Raw genomic sequence first — 13,872 nt, 5'->3', positions numbered from 1 at the left:
CAGGAATCACCGTCTGCGCTGTAACAAATTCTGCTCTCGTGTTAATTTTGTGAATATTCACCATGACAGGAGTTAACCAAATGGATGCACTTGAATTACTTGTTAACCGTCGTAGCGCCTCTCGTCTGGCAGAGCCTGCCCCTGCCGGTGAGCAACTTCAGAATATCCTGCGGGCAGGAATGCGCGCGCCGGATCATAAGACCCTGCAACCCTGGCACTTCTTTGTGATTGAGGGCGAAGGACGCGAGCGCTTCAGCGCCGTCCTGGAAAAAGGGGCCATCGCCGCTGACGGTGATGAAAAAGCGATCGAGAAAGCCCGCAGCGCGCCGTTCCGTGCGCCGCTGATTATTACCGTGGTCGCCAAATGCCAGGAAAATCATAAAGTACCGGTCTGGGAACAGGAAATGTCCGCCGGATGCGCGGTGATGGCGATGCAGATGGCGGCGGTGGCCCAGGGTTTTGGCGGTATCTGGCGCAGCGGCGCGCTCACCGAAAGCCCGGTGGTTCGTGACGCGTTTAACTGCCGGCCGCAGGATAAGATCGTCGGTTTTCTTTATCTTGGCACGCCGCAACTGAAAGCCTCAACGACGATTAACGTGCCGGATACCGCGCCATTCGTGACCGTTTTTTAAAATAATCCGCAAAACTGTCTGGATTCTGAGCAAAGACGCTGGAATTCAGACACTCTCTCTTACCACATCAGGGAATGAGCGCTACCATAGCCCGATTGCAATGACAGGAGATGTCCATGAGCGAGCACGCTATTCGTTTAACGCAGTACAGCCACGGAGCGGGTTGCGGTTGTAAAATTTCCCCCAAAGTGTTGGAAACCATTCTGCACAGCGAGCAGGCGAAGTTTGTCGACCCGAACCTGCTTGTGGGCAATGAGACCCGCGACGACGCGGCAGTCTACGATCTCGGCAACGGCACCAGTGTGATCAGCACCACTGACTTCTTTATGCCGATCGTCGATAACCCGTTTGATTTTGGCCGTATTGCGGCAACCAACGCCATTAGCGATATTTTTGCGATGGGCGGGAAACCGATTATGGCGATTGCCATCCTCGGCTGGCCCATCAACACGCTGTCGCCCGATATCGCCCGCGAAGTTACCGAAGGCGGACGTTTCGCCTGCCGTGAGGCGGGGATTGCGCTGGCGGGCGGCCATTCCATCGACGCGCCAGAGCCGATCTTTGGCCTGGCTGTCACCGGCATCGTGCCGACCGAACGGGTGAAGAAAAACAGTACCGCGCGGGCGGGATGCAAACTCTTCCTGACGAAGCCGCTGGGTATTGGCGTATTGACCACCGCAGAGAAAAAATCACTGCTTAAACCCGAACATCAGGGGCTGGCGACGGAAGTGATGTGTCGAATGAACATTGCCGGAGCCGCCTTTGCGGACATTGACGGCGTGAAGGCGATGACTGACGTGACCGGTTTCGGCCTGCTGGGCCACCTCAGCGAAATGTGTCAGGGCGCAGGCGTTCAGGCACAAATTCACTACGACGCGATCCCGAAATTGCCGGGCGTCGAGGAGTATATCCGGCTTGGCGCCGTACCGGGCGGAACCGAGCGAAACTTTGCCAGCTACGGGCATCTGATGGGCGAGATGCCGCGTGAAGTGCGCGATCTGCTTTGCGATCCGCAAACCTCCGGCGGTCTGCTGCTGGCGGTGACGCCGGATGCGGTCGACGAGGTGAAACTCGCCGCCGCAGAGTTCGGCATCGACCTGACGGCGATTGGCGAACTGGTTGACGCGCGTGGCGGTCGTGCCATGGTTGAGATCCGTTAATTCAATGCGGTTGTTTATTGCCGAAAAGCCGAGTCTGGCCCGCGCCATTGCGGACGTGCTGCCGAAGCCGCACCGCAAAGGCGATGGCTTTATCGAGTGTGGGAACGGTCAGGTGGTGACCTGGTGTATTGGTCATCTGCTTGAGCAGGCGCAGCCCGACGCGTATGACAGCCGCTATGCGCGCTGGACCCTCTCTGATCTGCCCATTGTGCCGGAAAAGTGGCAATTGCAGCCGCGTCCGTCGGTGACCAAACAGCTCAATGTCATTAAGCGCTTTTTACATGAGGCCAGTGAGGTCATTCATGCCGGAGACCCCGATCGCGAAGGTCAGTTGCTGGTGGATGAAGTGCTTGACTACCTGCAACTGGCGCCGGAAAAACGCCAGCAGGTGCAGCGCTGCCTGATCAACGATCTCAACCCGCAGGCGGTGGAGCGCGCCATTGACCGGTTGCGGTCGAACAGTGAGTTCGTGCCGCTGTGCGTCTCGGCGTTGGCGCGTGCGCGCGCCGACTGGCTGTACGGTATCAACATGACCCGCGCCTACACGATTCTTGGACGTAACGCCGGGTATCAGGGTGTCCTGTCGGTTGGGCGCGTGCAGACGCCGGTACTCGGGCTGGTGGTGCGTCGTGACGAAGAGATCGAGAATTTCATTCCAAAAGATTTCTTCGAGGTGAAGGCGCACATCGTTACCCCCGCCGACGAGCGGTTTACCGCCATCTGGCAGCCGAGCGACGCCTGCGAGCCATATCAGGATGAAGAAGGGCGCTTACTGTATCGCCCGCTGGCGGAGCATGTGGTGAATCGGATAAACGGTCAACCGGCCATTGTCACCAGCTATAACGATAAACGGGAATCGGAATCCGCGCCGCTGCCGTTTTCGCTTTCTGCGTTACAGATTGAGGCGGCAAAGCGCTTTGGCCTGAGCGCGCAAAACGTGCTTGATATCTGTCAGAAGCTGTATGAAACCCACAAGTTGATCACCTATCCGCGTTCTGACTGCCGTTATCTGCCGGAAGAACACTTTGCCGGACGCCATGCGGTGATGAACGCCATCGGCGTACATGCGCCGGATCTGTTACCGCAGCCGGTCATTGACCCTGATACCCGCAACCGCTGCTGGGATGATAAAAAGGTTGATGCGCATCACGCCATTATTCCTACCGCGCGCAGTGCGTCGATTAACCTTACCGACAATGAAGCGAAGGTGTATAGCCTGATCGCGCGCCAGTACTTAATGCAGTTCTGCCCGGACGCCGTTTTCCGTAAGTGTTTGATCGAACTCGACATCGCCAAAGGCAAATTTGTCGCCAAAGCGCGGTTTCTGGCGGAAGCGGGCTGGCGCACGCTGCTCGGTAACAAAGAGCGAGACGAAGAAAACGACGGGACGCCGCTGCCGGTCGTGGCGAAAGACGACGAACTGCTGTGCGAGAAGGGTGAAGTGGTTGAACGTCAGACCCAGCCGCCGCGCCACTTTACCGATGCCACGCTGCTGTCGGCGATGACGGGGATTGCCCGCTTTGTGCAGGACAAAGATCTGAAAAAGATCCTCCGCGCCACCGACGGGCTGGGTACGGAAGCGACCCGCGCGGGGATCATTGAGCTTTTGTTTAAGCGCGGTTTCCTCACCAAGAAAGGGCGCTATATTCACTCCACTGACGCCGGAAAGGCGCTGTTCCATTCGCTGCCGGAGATGGCGACCCGTCCGGACATGACGGCGCACTGGGAGTCTATTTTGACGCAAATCAGTGAAAAACAGTGCCGCTATCAGGATTTTATGCAGCCGTTAATCGGTACGTTGTACCAATTGATCGACCAGGCGAAGTCCACGCCGGTGCGTCGCTTCCGCGGGATCGTCGCGCCGGGTAGCGGCGGCGGTAGCAGCGAGAAGAAAAAGAGTGCGCCGCGTAAGCGAGCGGCGAAAAAAAGCCCGCCATCAGCAGAGGCAGGCATCTAGTTCGTTGGGGAAGAATTAAATCACTCCCTGACCAAACATCGCGTCGGCGACTTTCACGAAGCCCGCGATATTCGCGCCGCGCACGTAGTTAGTCTGCTTGCTTTCACCGCCGTACTCCACGCAGGCGTGGTGAATATCCAGCATAATGTGGTGCAGGCGCGCATCCACTTTTTCCGCTTTCCAGCTCATGCGCGCGGCGTTCTGCGCCATCTCCAGACCGGAGGTCGCCACGCCGCCAGCGTTTGCCGCCTTACCCGGAGCAAACAGTACGCCCGCATCCAGGAACAGATCGGTCGCTTCGATGGTGGTCGGCATGTTGGCCCCTTCGGCGACCGCCTTCACGCCGTTGGCGATCAGCACGCGCGCGGCGTCGACATCCAGCTCGTTCTGCGTCGCGCAAGGCAGGGCGATATCCACCGGGACTGACCACGGTTGTTTACCTTCCAGCCAGGTCAGGCCAAACTCTTTGGCATACGCGGACAGGCGGCTGTCACGATTTGCTTTGATTTCGCACAGGCGCGCCAGCTTTTCTTTGCTAAAGCCGCTTTCGTCAACCACTGTACCGCTGGAGTCAGAGGCGGTGACGACGCGGGCGCCAAACTCCATCGCTTTTTCAATCGCATATTGCGCCACGTTGCCGGAACCGGACACCGCCACGCGCATACCTTCAAAGCCCAGACCATGACGTTTAAGCATCGCTTCAGTGAAATAGACCAGGCCGTAACCGGTGGCTTCCGGGCGGATAAGACTGCCGCCGAACGAAAGACCTTTACCTGTAAACACACAGGCGCTGTTATTGGACAGCTTGCGCATCATCCCGGCCATAAAGCCCACTTCACGACCCCCGACGCCGATATCACCCGCCGGCACGTCGGTGTCCGGACCCAAATGGCGATACAGTTCGGTCATTAGCGCCTGGCAGAAACGCATCACTTCGCCTTCGCTTTTGCCTTTTGGATCGAAGTCGCTGCCGCCTTTACCCCCGCCCATTGGCAGGGTAGTCAGCGCGTTTTTAAAGGTTTGCTCGAAGCCGAGGAATTTAAGGATCGAGAGGTTAACGGACGGGTGGAAACGCATGCCGCCCTTATAGGGGCCGATCGCTGAGTTAAACTGGACGCGCCAGGCACGGTTGACCTGCACCTGATTACGATCGTCGAGCCACACTACGCGGAACTGAATCACACGCTCTGGCTCAACCAAACGTTCAAGCAACGACATTTCACGGTAACGGGGATTTTGCTCAAGGAAAGGCCACAGGGTGGTCATCACTTCGCGAACGGCCTGCGCGAACTCGGTTTGATTCGGGTCGCGCTTTTGTACATGGTTGAGGAATGATTCCAGAGAGCGTGTCTGATCCATAGATAAACCTTATATTTAAACGATTGTAATTGTGTTTTTAATGAATATGTATTTGCAGTTTTTGACTATACCACCAGGAATGTGACGGGAAGCAAGAAAAAAATGGTGCCGCTAAGCAAATTAATAACCGGGCGTGGGTCATAACAAAAAGCGATGACGGGCGGGATTAAAGTTTTCGCCATGAAAGACCGTTATAGTGAGAACAGTCCCGCAATAATAAGGAATTTCTATGCGCGCTTTCGCCCTCGCCGCCGCCGTGATGACCCTCGCTTTTTCCGCGACAGCTAATCCGATCTCTCACCCGCAGGTCGAGGTCAACGTGCCGCCGGAGGTGTTCAGTACGGGTGGCCAACGTGTGCAGCCCTGTCTACAGTGCTGCATTTATCAGGATCAGTATTATTCGGAGGGCGCGGTGATTAAAGTGGAAGGTGTGCTGTTGCAGTGTCAGCGCGATGAAAAAACGATCAGCACGAATCCGCTGGTCTGGCGTCGCGTAAAAGCATAAACGCCTTGAGCAGGGGGATATCGGCGGGAGCAAGCGGATATTCCTGTGCGACGTGCGGCTCGCACCATACCAACTGCTGATGCGCATGGGCGGTTAACGCGCCGCTGAATGCCGGAACATGCCAGGCATGCAGGTGAATGATGCGGCCCGAAACTTCACGCTGATGGCTGGCAACGTAGGCTCCGACGGTGGCGCAGATACCCAGTTCTTCCTGTAACTCACGGGCAAGCGCCTGCGGCTGTGTTTCGCCAGGCTCGACTTTTCCACCTGCAAACTCCCATAACCCAGGTTGATCCGCATGGGCAGGGCGCTGGGCGAGCAATATTTTGCCATCACGCTCGATAATGGCGGCGACAACGTCGAGGGTTTTCATCATATTCATCAATGTCTAACGGGATAAAGTGACATACTATCGTTATCTTTGTTTGACCTGAAGTCCCAGGAGTTTCCCTTGAACGATCCGCAATCGTGGGTTAAGCCGCTGACCCGTTTACCTTTACCGCTTAAGCCGCTGGTTCAAACCCAGAAAAAACATTACGGTGAGGTACTGCACCCGACGCGCTGGTGGGGGCGGATGCCGTTTCTGTTCTGGCTGGTGGCGCTGTTTGTCGGTTTTCTGGAGCGCAAACGGGCGCGGCTGACGCCGGACATGCGCGCGCTGTTGATGACCCGCGTTTCTCAGATATGTCACTGCGCATTTTGCGTTGATGCGAACAGCCTGAGGTTGGCGGAGCGCTGTGGCGCGATGGATAAAGTGCTGGCGGTGGCAAACTGGCAGACGTCCGCGCTGTTTAGCGAGGAGGAGCGCGTGGCGCTGGCCTACGCTGAAGCCGTCACCGCGACGCCGCCGAAGGTTGATGACGCGCTAAAGGCGCAAATGACGGCGCATTTTACAGACGAGGTGATTAGCGAAATGACCGCGCTGCTGGCGTTTCAGAATCTTTCGGCGCGCTTTAACGCCGCGCTGGATATCCCCTCACAGGGCTTGTGTGACAGCCTGAAAGGAGCGCCGCGTGCTTGACCGTCATCTGCATCCGCGCTGCAAACCGTTTTTGCACCGTTGCGCCGGGCTGCTCGACAAACCAGGGGTATCAGCGGACGGCGTAACGCTGTTTGGCTTTGCCATCGGCGTACTGGCGCTGCCGTTTCTCGCGCTGGGATGGTATTTTGCGGCGCTGGTCGCCATCGTGCTGAACAGACTGCTGGATGGGCTGGACGGCGCGCTGGCCCGGCGCAGGGGACTGACCGACGCGGGAGGATTTCTCGATATTTCGCTCGATTTTCTGTTTTACGCGCTGGTGCCGTTTGGTTTTATCCTCGCACAACCGGAGCAAAACGCGCTGGCGGGCGGCTGGCTGCTGTTTGCTTTTATTGGCACCGGGAGCAGTTTTCTTGCCTTTGCCGCCCTCGCGGCGAAACACAATATCGATAATCCCGGTTACGCGCACAAATCGTTTTATTATCTGGGCGGGCTAACGGAAGGGACGGAAACCCTGTTGCTTTTTGTGCTGTGCTGTCTGTTTCCGGCCTGTTTTGCGCCGTTGGCGTGGATCTTTGGCGCGCTCTGCTGGTTGACCACGTTCACCAGAATCTGGAGTGGATACCAGACCCTGAAAGCGATTCAGCGTCAGAAATAAGGTTGCGCCGGATGGGCCATGCGCGCATCCGGCCATTTGCGGTTACAGGCTGCTTTGCGGACCCCGTTCGCCACGGGCAACCGGGTTTTTCGGATCGCTGCTCCATTCATACCAGCCGCCATCGTACACCGACACGTTCTGCCACCCCATCGCCCGGGCGTACATAAACGTTTCCGAAGCGCGCCAGCCGGTGCCGCAATAAAAAGCGATCTGTTGATCCGGCAGAATGTTCCACTGCTTCCACATTGCGGCAATGTCGTCTGCGCTGCGCATGGTGCCGTCCGGGTTATGGAAATCTTCCATATGCGTGGAGTCGCTGCCCGCATGACCCCAGCGCGCGCCGGCAATTTCGCCTTTTGGCTTAATGTAGCTATACCCGCTGGTGGCGCCGATAAATTCCGGCCAGGAGCGAATGCTGACCAGCGAGGCGTCCTGCCTGTGCAGCAGTCCGCGCGCCTGCTGCGTGTCGATCATCAGCTGTGGCTGCGCCGGAATAGTCACGCCGAAATCCGGCGCGGGTTTGACTTTCGCTGGCATCCCGCGTTCCACCGGTAGCCCGGCGTCAGACCAGCTCTGCCAGCCGCCGTCGAGCAGGCGAACGTCCTTCACCCCGGCGTAGAGCAGAATTTGCGCCACGCGGGCGGCGGCATAGACATCGCGCCCGTAGAGAATCACCGTCGTGTCGTGACGAAGACCGTGTCTGGCCAGCATCGCCTTAAGATCGGCATCGGGGACTTTATTCCACAGCGGCTCGCTTTCCACTTCGTTGGTATCGATATAGCCCGCGCCCGGAATATGGCTGATAAGATAACGCTTCGGCGCGCCCCAGGCGGCTTCGATCACTTTCCAGTCACCGGCAGGTTTAGCGGCGACCGCGTTGCCTTGTTGCAGTTCGTGCAGCCACTGCGGGTACACCAGTTGTTCAAAATGCGCCAGCCGCTGGAGGCGAGCGGGATCCTGAAGCGCGTCGGTGAGCGTAGAAACCGGGTTAAGACCGGCTTTTTCCAGTCGGTTTTTCACCGCCTGAATCGCCGTTTCACTGCCATAGAGCGCGACCGGGGTGTTGGCGCTAAGGTGATGTTGTTGGATCCATGCCTCGATCTGTTCATCGCTCATGGCGTCGAGCCAGCTGGCGGAGAGATTCAGTGCCGATGGTTCATGGCCGGAAGGGCCGTTGGCGCTCTGCGGCCAGCCGTTATAAAAAGCGCTGGGGCGGGTGTCAATGGCGATGCCATTTTTCTGCATAAGCTGGTGGAAAGTGAGCGCCTGCGTCATATCAGCAGCCCATGAGGAAGCGCAAGCCAGCCCTAAAGCCATTGCCAGCGCGGTCAGTTGAGAAACACGTTTCATCGAATTGCCCGACGTTGAGATAAGAGGGCGACATTTTCTGCTTCCTGGAGGCGAAAAACTTTGCGTTAACACAGGATGCGCGCATATTTATACGGCGCTGGTCAGCCGCAAAATCTGTCCGCCGGCCGGCACATCTTCCGGGTCGTGGGTGACCTGAACCACGGGAATCTTCAGGCGGCGGACCTCTTCAAAGACCCATTGGCGAAAATCAGCGCGCCGGTCGGCGTCAAGACGCGCGAACGGTTCATCTAACAGTAGCGCCCGTGGCTGTGCCAGCAGGGCGCGGAGCAGCGCCACCCGGCCACGCTGGCCACCGGAGAGCGTCGCCGGATCGCGTGACGCGAACCCCGCCATTCCCGCGCGTTCCAGCGCATGTTGTACCGCCTGTTCGCGCGCCGCGCCTTTCACGGCGGCCGGTAGCGCCAGCAGCAGGTTCTGTCCTACAGTGAAGTGATCGAACAGCAAGGCATCCTGAAATAATATACCCACCTGCCGCGCGGCGGTGGGCAGCCGATCCAGTCGCCGATCGTCCAGCCACAGTTCGCCAGAAGCCGTCAGCGGCAGTGACAGCGCACCAACCAGCCAGGCCAACAGCGAGGATTTTCCGCAGCCGGAAGGGCCCATTAACGTGACAATGTCACCTTTTGCCGCCTCAAACGTTAATGGGCCGAACAACGGGGTCTGTTTCAGGTACAGCGAAAGATGACGAACAGTAAGCATTATCGCATTCCTTGACGGGCACGACCGACCCAGGTTGAGATGCCGGCAGTCAGCATAAACACCAGCAACGGTAACAACAGTTGCCACAGCGCCTGCGCCGCCAGGATGCCGGTGCTGCCGCCGCTACTGAGGGCAACGGCTTCTGTCGTCAGGGTCGGAAAGCGCCCTGCGCCCAGCCACAGCGTCGGCATATATTGCGCAATGCTCACAGAAAAACCGACCGCCAGCGCAATCAACGCCGGGCGCAGCATCAGCGGGCATTTCAGGTAGCAGAAAATTTTTACTGGCGACCAGCCCAGCGTTTGCGCCACCAGAATCAATCGCGGGTCGATGCGCCGCCAGGTCGGTTGTAGTATGAAAAGCATCCATGGCGCAACCCACAGCAGGTGGCCCCAGATGAGGGTAGAAAACTGTCCGTCCTGCCCGGTGCGCAGTGCGACAGCATACTGACCGACCACCAACGGTAGCGCGGGCAGCAGGATCGGTAACCAGACCCAACGATGCCTGTGCCGTGGCCCCCATTCCAGCCAGAGCAGTAACATAACCAGCGCCAGTACGCTGGCGAGCGCGCCTATTTGCAGGCTGTTGATCAACGCGTCGACGTCGGGCGTGGCATCTCGCGCGAGCACAGCCAACAAAAGCGCGCACAGGAGTCCCGTCAGCGGCAGTGCGCGCGACAACGCCTTTCCGCTCAGGGCCGGAACGTGAGGCTGACGCAGACCGTTGACGGAGGGCAATGTTCGCCGCCAGAAACGCCAGATCAGATACCCAACCAACGCAAAGAGGGCGAGTAACATGACCAGCAGCAGGCTGGCCAATGCCCCTTTACTCTGTTGGTCGCTGTCGCCCTGGCTTAGCCATTGCCAGCTTAGTACGGCCAGCGTGGGCGGGTTACCAGGGCCGAGAATCATCGCGACGTCTACTGCCGAAAGCGTCCACGCGACCACTGCCAGCATCACCACGCCCAGTGCCGGGGCAATTGAGGGAAGGATCAACCAGCGCATCGCCTGGTAACGGTTGTAGCCCAGTGAGTCGAGGATAATGACCTGACCGCTGAGACGTGTTTCGCTCAACAGGACCGTCAAAATCCACAGTACAAAAGCGCTCTCTTTCACTGCAAGCGTGACCCCCAGTCCAATGCCATAGCTGTCCATCGGCGGCGTGAACGCCGGCAGTGCGCGCCAGAGTAAACCGCCTTCGGCAAACAGCAGGAGCGTTGCGCTGGCAAAGGCGACGTGAGGGATGGCCAGCAGCCACGGCAGTCGACCGGCCAGGCTGCGCCATCGGTCGCCAGGCCAGAGCGACACGACGATCGCCAGCGCGATGAACAGCGCGCCGACGGCGGCGACGATCGTGGAAACCACGGTGGCCAGCAGCGCTTGCGGTAACTGCGGATCGGCAAACAGCGCCTGCCAGTGCGCGAATGACAGGGCCGGGGAGATCAGCAGTACGATGGCGGGCACTAATGGCGCGTAGACAACCAGCATGCACAGCCAGGCCAGCAGCGTTAGCGCGTACCGTAACGGCGCAGCCATTCCTGCTCCAGGGCGTTGATCCAGGCGGCGTGAGGTTCAGGTAACACGGCAGGCAGGCCGCCCGGCGAGCGCGCAGCCAGCGCTTCTCGTTCGGCAACAGGCAGCGTTTGCGGGTCCAGTACCGAAGGATCGCCCCAGACTGCCGGGTCAGCTTTGCGCAGTTGCGCCTGCGGCGAGAGCAGGAAGTTTGCCACCACCTTCGCACCTGCTTCGGCACGGGCGTTGGCGGGAATCGTCACAAAATGAACGTTGCCAATCATGCCATCAGAAAAGCCAAAGCTGTAGCTGCTGTCCGGCAGTTCGCCATTGGCGACTTTTTGCTGCGCGTGGGCCGGGTTAAAGGTCAGCGACAGGCGCAGCGTACCGCTGTTCAGCAACGCATCCATGCGCGCCGGCGAAGCGGGAAAGTCTTTCCCCTGACGCCACAGATATGGGTGCAACGCGTCGAGATAGCGCCACAATGGCGCGGTTACCTCCGCAAAACGGGCGGTATCGGGCGCAACGGTTAGCGCTGCCGGCGTGCGGGTCAGCGAGATGAGTAACTGTTCGAGAAATGCCGTACCGGTGAAGTCCGGCGGACGCGGATAGCTTACGGTACCCGGGTGGGCTTTGGCGAACGCCAGTAACGCCTGCGGACTTTGCGGCGGCTGCGGCGTGACGTTTCGATCCGCAATAAAGGTGAGCTGTGCGCCGCCCCAGGGCGATTCCGCACCGTCGGTAGGCACGGAGAAATCTTCCCGCACCGGCTTTTGCGTATCGACATAACGCCAGTTTGGCAGCGTCTCCGCCCACTGAGTTTGCAGCAGTCCCGCTTCTTTCAGCGTGCGGAAATTTTCGCCGTTTACCCACAAGAGATCTACCGAACCGCCGTCTTTCCGCCCGGCGGCGGCTTCGGTCTGAATACGTTTTACCGCGTCCGCAGCGTCGGCCAGACGGACGATTTTCAGCTCAATAGCGTAATGGGTTTTCATTTCACCGCTGACCCAGTCCAGATACCGGTTGATCGCCGGATCGCCTCCCCAGGCGTTAAACCAGACTGTCTGGCCTTTGGCTTCTTCTTTAACCTGCTGCCAGCTGTCAGCGGCATGAACCTGAGCGCTTAACAGCAGGCCTGCAATAATGCATCCCCAACGCATAGTTACTCCTGAAAAAAACGTGTTGCCAGCCAGCGCGAGGCCAGCGGTAAAAGCCCGAGCAGCGCAAACGCGGCCAGCATAGCGGGTGAGATAATGTCACGCATGGATGTCAGTTGGCCCAGTTGTCTGCCGGCATTGAGATACACCAACGTGGCGGGCAGCATTCCCAGTTGGCTGACCCACCAGTAGCGGCCCACGCTAATTGATGTGACTCCCGCCAGCAGATTCACCACCACGAACGGGAACAGCGGCATCAGGCGCAGCGCAAAGAGATAGCCGACGCCGTCGCGCGCGATTCCGCGATTCACCGGCATCATCTGGCGGGAAAAACGGTGCGATACCCAGTCACGCAGCAGATAACGGCTGGTGAGCATAGCGAGCGTGGCGCCCAGCGTCGAGGCAAATGAGACCAACAGCGTCCCTTGCCACAGACCAAACAACGCGCCGCCGAGCAGGGTTAACAGCGCCGCGCCGGGTACAGACAGGGCTGCTACAGCGGTATAGAGCAGGAAATAGAGCGTCGCGCAAAGCAACGGCCACTGGCGCTGCCAGTCCACCAGCAGAGCGTGGTTGCGCCTGAGCGTATCAAGCGTGAGAAAGCCGGGGGGCGTGAGCCACATCAACCCGGCTATGAAAAGGACAAGGATACCCGCTAACAGGTATTTTCGGCTGTTCACCGGTCTCTATCAAACGTGAAACTTCGCCCACACCGGCGCGTGATCGGAGGGTTTTTCCATACTGCGGATATCGTAGTCGATGCCGGTTTCGACGCAACGTTCCGCCAGCGGCTGGCTTGCCAGTAGCAGATCGATGCGCAGGCCGCGGTTGTCATCAAAGCCTTTTGAACGGTAATCAAACCACGAGAACCGATCCACCGTTTCCGGGTGCGCGTGGCGGAAGGTGTCTACCAGTCCCCAGTTCAGCAAACGTCCCATCCATTCACGTTCTTCCGGCAGGAACGAACATTTTCCGGTGCGCAGCCAGCGCTTACGGTTTTCTTCGCCGATACCGATGTCCAGATCGGTCGGGCTGATGTTCATATCGCCCATGATCAATACCGGATTATCGCGCTTCAGTTCAGTGTTGAGATACTGCTGCAGGTTTTGATAGAACCGTTCTTTCGCCGGAAATTTGACGGGGTGGTCGCGGCTTTCACCCTGCGGAAAATAGCCGTTAATCACCGTCACGTTGCCCAGAGGCGAGGGGAGTTCCGCCATGATAATGCGGCGCTGCGCTTCTTCACCGTCGCCAGGGAATCCGCGACGGACGGCGACAGGCGTCTCTTTTGTCAGTAGCGCCACGCCGTAATGGCCTTTCTGACCATGATAAAACACGTTGTAGCCGAGTTTCGCCACGTCCTCAAGCGGAAACATGTCATCGTGAACTTTTGTCTCCTGAAGGCCGATGACGTCAGGTTGGTGTTTTTCGACAATGGCTTCCAGTTGATGAGGTCTGGCGCGCAGGCCGTTGATATTAAAAGAGACAAATTTCATAGTCGCTGCCACTTTGCTGGGTGAATAGTGCAAGGATGGTAGCAGAATTTACGTTGGCTGACTGCCACTTGTCGCCAGATTCCTGCAATGAATGCGAATGGTGTTAACGATGGTGCAACATTTGCCCGCTTTCAGGGCGCATTGCGCCAGAATGGCGCAGCAATTTCCGGTAAATTTCGCAGACGATCACATTTCCAGAATTATATTTGGTATGTGCATAATATTGCGGATTTTCATCCAATTATTCACCTTTCCAGCAAACATATTCACTTTTTATGCAGTAAAAGTGAATATCGACAGGCTATAACCCATTGATTTTGTGTTTCTCCATCTCGTTTATGCATTTTTTCGCTGGCTGGCATGAAGCCTGCAATCTACATTTACAGCG

14 protein-coding genes are annotated in these 13,872 nt (G+C 58.1%); 6 read left to right on the top strand and 8 right to left on the bottom strand.

Annotated elements, in window-relative coordinates:
- The first annotated feature begins 80 nt into the window (after positions 1–80).
- From HVX72_RS11970 to topB, 3 genes are all read left to right on the top strand, one after another.
- Positions 81–632: an NAD(P)H nitroreductase gene (locus HVX72_RS11970; protein WP_042287553.1), complete on the top strand. Its 552-nt coding sequence runs from the start codon at positions 81–83 to the stop codon at positions 630–632.
- 116 nt (positions 633–748) lie between these two features.
- Positions 749–1,792, top strand: a complete 1,044-nt coding sequence (selD, locus tag HVX72_RS11965; protein WP_042287550.1) for a selenide, water dikinase SelD — start codon at positions 749–751, stop codon at positions 1,790–1,792.
- 4 nt (positions 1,793–1,796) lie between these two features.
- On the top strand, positions 1,797–3,749 hold the full coding sequence (gene topB, locus HVX72_RS11960) for a DNA topoisomerase III (RefSeq protein WP_181821438.1): 1,953 nt from the start codon (positions 1,797–1,799) through the stop codon (positions 3,747–3,749).
- Between the two features lie 15 nt (positions 3,750–3,764).
- Here topB and gdhA read toward each other — a convergent pair whose 3' ends face one another.
- Entirely contained in the window at positions 3,765–5,108 is a 1,344-nt protein-coding gene (gdhA, locus tag HVX72_RS11955) for an NADP-specific glutamate dehydrogenase (protein ID WP_060569643.1), read from the bottom strand.
- Between the two features lie 259 nt (positions 5,109–5,367).
- Between gdhA and HVX72_RS11950 the strand changes: the two genes are divergently transcribed.
- A complete protein-coding gene (locus HVX72_RS11950) occupies positions 5,368–5,613 on the top strand; it encodes a YnjH family protein (RefSeq protein WP_120714880.1) in 246 nt (81 codons plus the stop codon).
- On the opposite strand, the gene HVX72_RS11945 is transcribed toward HVX72_RS11950, so the two are convergent.
- Positions 5,573–5,989, bottom strand: a complete 417-nt coding sequence (locus HVX72_RS11945; protein ID WP_269468252.1) for a pyrimidine (deoxy)nucleoside triphosphate diphosphatase — start codon at positions 5,987–5,989, stop codon at positions 5,573–5,575. The genes HVX72_RS11950 and HVX72_RS11945 overlap by 41 nt on opposite strands.
- Before the next feature lie 75 nt (positions 5,990–6,064).
- On the opposite strand from HVX72_RS11945, the gene HVX72_RS11940 reads away from it, so the two are divergent.
- Together HVX72_RS11940 and HVX72_RS11935 are read left to right on the top strand one after the other, a co-directional pair.
- Positions 6,065–6,634 (top strand): carboxymuconolactone decarboxylase family protein, encoded by a 570-nt coding sequence (locus tag HVX72_RS11940; protein WP_042287541.1) that lies wholly within the window; start codon positions 6,065–6,067, stop codon positions 6,632–6,634.
- Positions 6,627–7,250, top strand: coding sequence for a CDP-alcohol phosphatidyltransferase family protein (locus HVX72_RS11935; RefSeq protein ID WP_042287538.1), 624 nt, complete (start codon positions 6,627–6,629; stop codon positions 7,248–7,250). The genes HVX72_RS11940 and HVX72_RS11935 overlap by 8 nt, the downstream gene beginning before the upstream one ends.
- Before the next feature lie 42 nt (positions 7,251–7,292).
- Here the strand turns inward: HVX72_RS11935 and HVX72_RS11930 are convergent, their stop codons facing one another.
- From HVX72_RS11930 to xthA, 6 genes are all read right to left on the bottom strand, one after another.
- Positions 7,293–8,600: a rhodanese-like domain-containing protein gene (locus HVX72_RS11930; protein ID WP_181821437.1), complete on the bottom strand. Its 1,308-nt coding sequence runs from the start codon at positions 8,598–8,600 to the stop codon at positions 7,293–7,295.
- An 87-nt stretch (positions 8,601–8,687) separates the two neighbouring features.
- Positions 8,688–9,320, bottom strand: a complete 633-nt coding sequence (locus tag HVX72_RS11925; protein WP_060569647.1) for an ATP-binding cassette domain-containing protein — start codon at positions 9,318–9,320, stop codon at positions 8,688–8,690.
- Complete coding sequence (locus HVX72_RS11920; protein ID WP_181821436.1) at positions 9,320–10,855, bottom strand: thiamine ABC transporter permease; 1,536 nt, start codon at positions 10,853–10,855, stop codon at positions 9,320–9,322. Before HVX72_RS11920 ends, HVX72_RS11925 begins: the two co-directional genes overlap by 1 nt.
- The gene (locus HVX72_RS11915; RefSeq protein WP_181821435.1) at positions 10,828–11,991 is read right to left on the bottom strand and encodes an ABC transporter substrate-binding protein; all 1,164 of its coding nucleotides are present in this window, start codon (positions 11,989–11,991) and stop codon (positions 10,828–10,830) included. Before HVX72_RS11915 ends, HVX72_RS11920 begins: the two co-directional genes overlap by 28 nt.
- A gap of 2 nt (positions 11,992–11,993) precedes the next feature.
- The gene (locus HVX72_RS11910) at positions 11,994–12,668 is read right to left on the bottom strand and encodes a VTT domain-containing protein (RefSeq protein ID WP_181821434.1); all 675 of its coding nucleotides are present in this window, start codon (positions 12,666–12,668) and stop codon (positions 11,994–11,996) included.
- Positions 12,669–12,677: 9 nt separating this feature from the next.
- Positions 12,678–13,484: an exodeoxyribonuclease III gene (xthA, locus tag HVX72_RS11905; protein WP_181821433.1), complete on the bottom strand. Its 807-nt coding sequence runs from the start codon at positions 13,482–13,484 to the stop codon at positions 12,678–12,680.
- Between the last annotated feature and the right edge of the window lie 388 nt (positions 13,485–13,872).

The sequence above is a fragment of the Citrobacter sp. RHB21-C05 genome (assembly GCF_013889015.1).
Lineage (GTDB): Bacteria > Pseudomonadota > Gammaproteobacteria > Enterobacterales > Enterobacteriaceae > Citrobacter_A > Citrobacter_A sedlakii.
The sequence above is the reverse complement of the archived record's forward strand: the minus strand, read 5'-3'. Positions and strand labels throughout refer to the sequence as shown.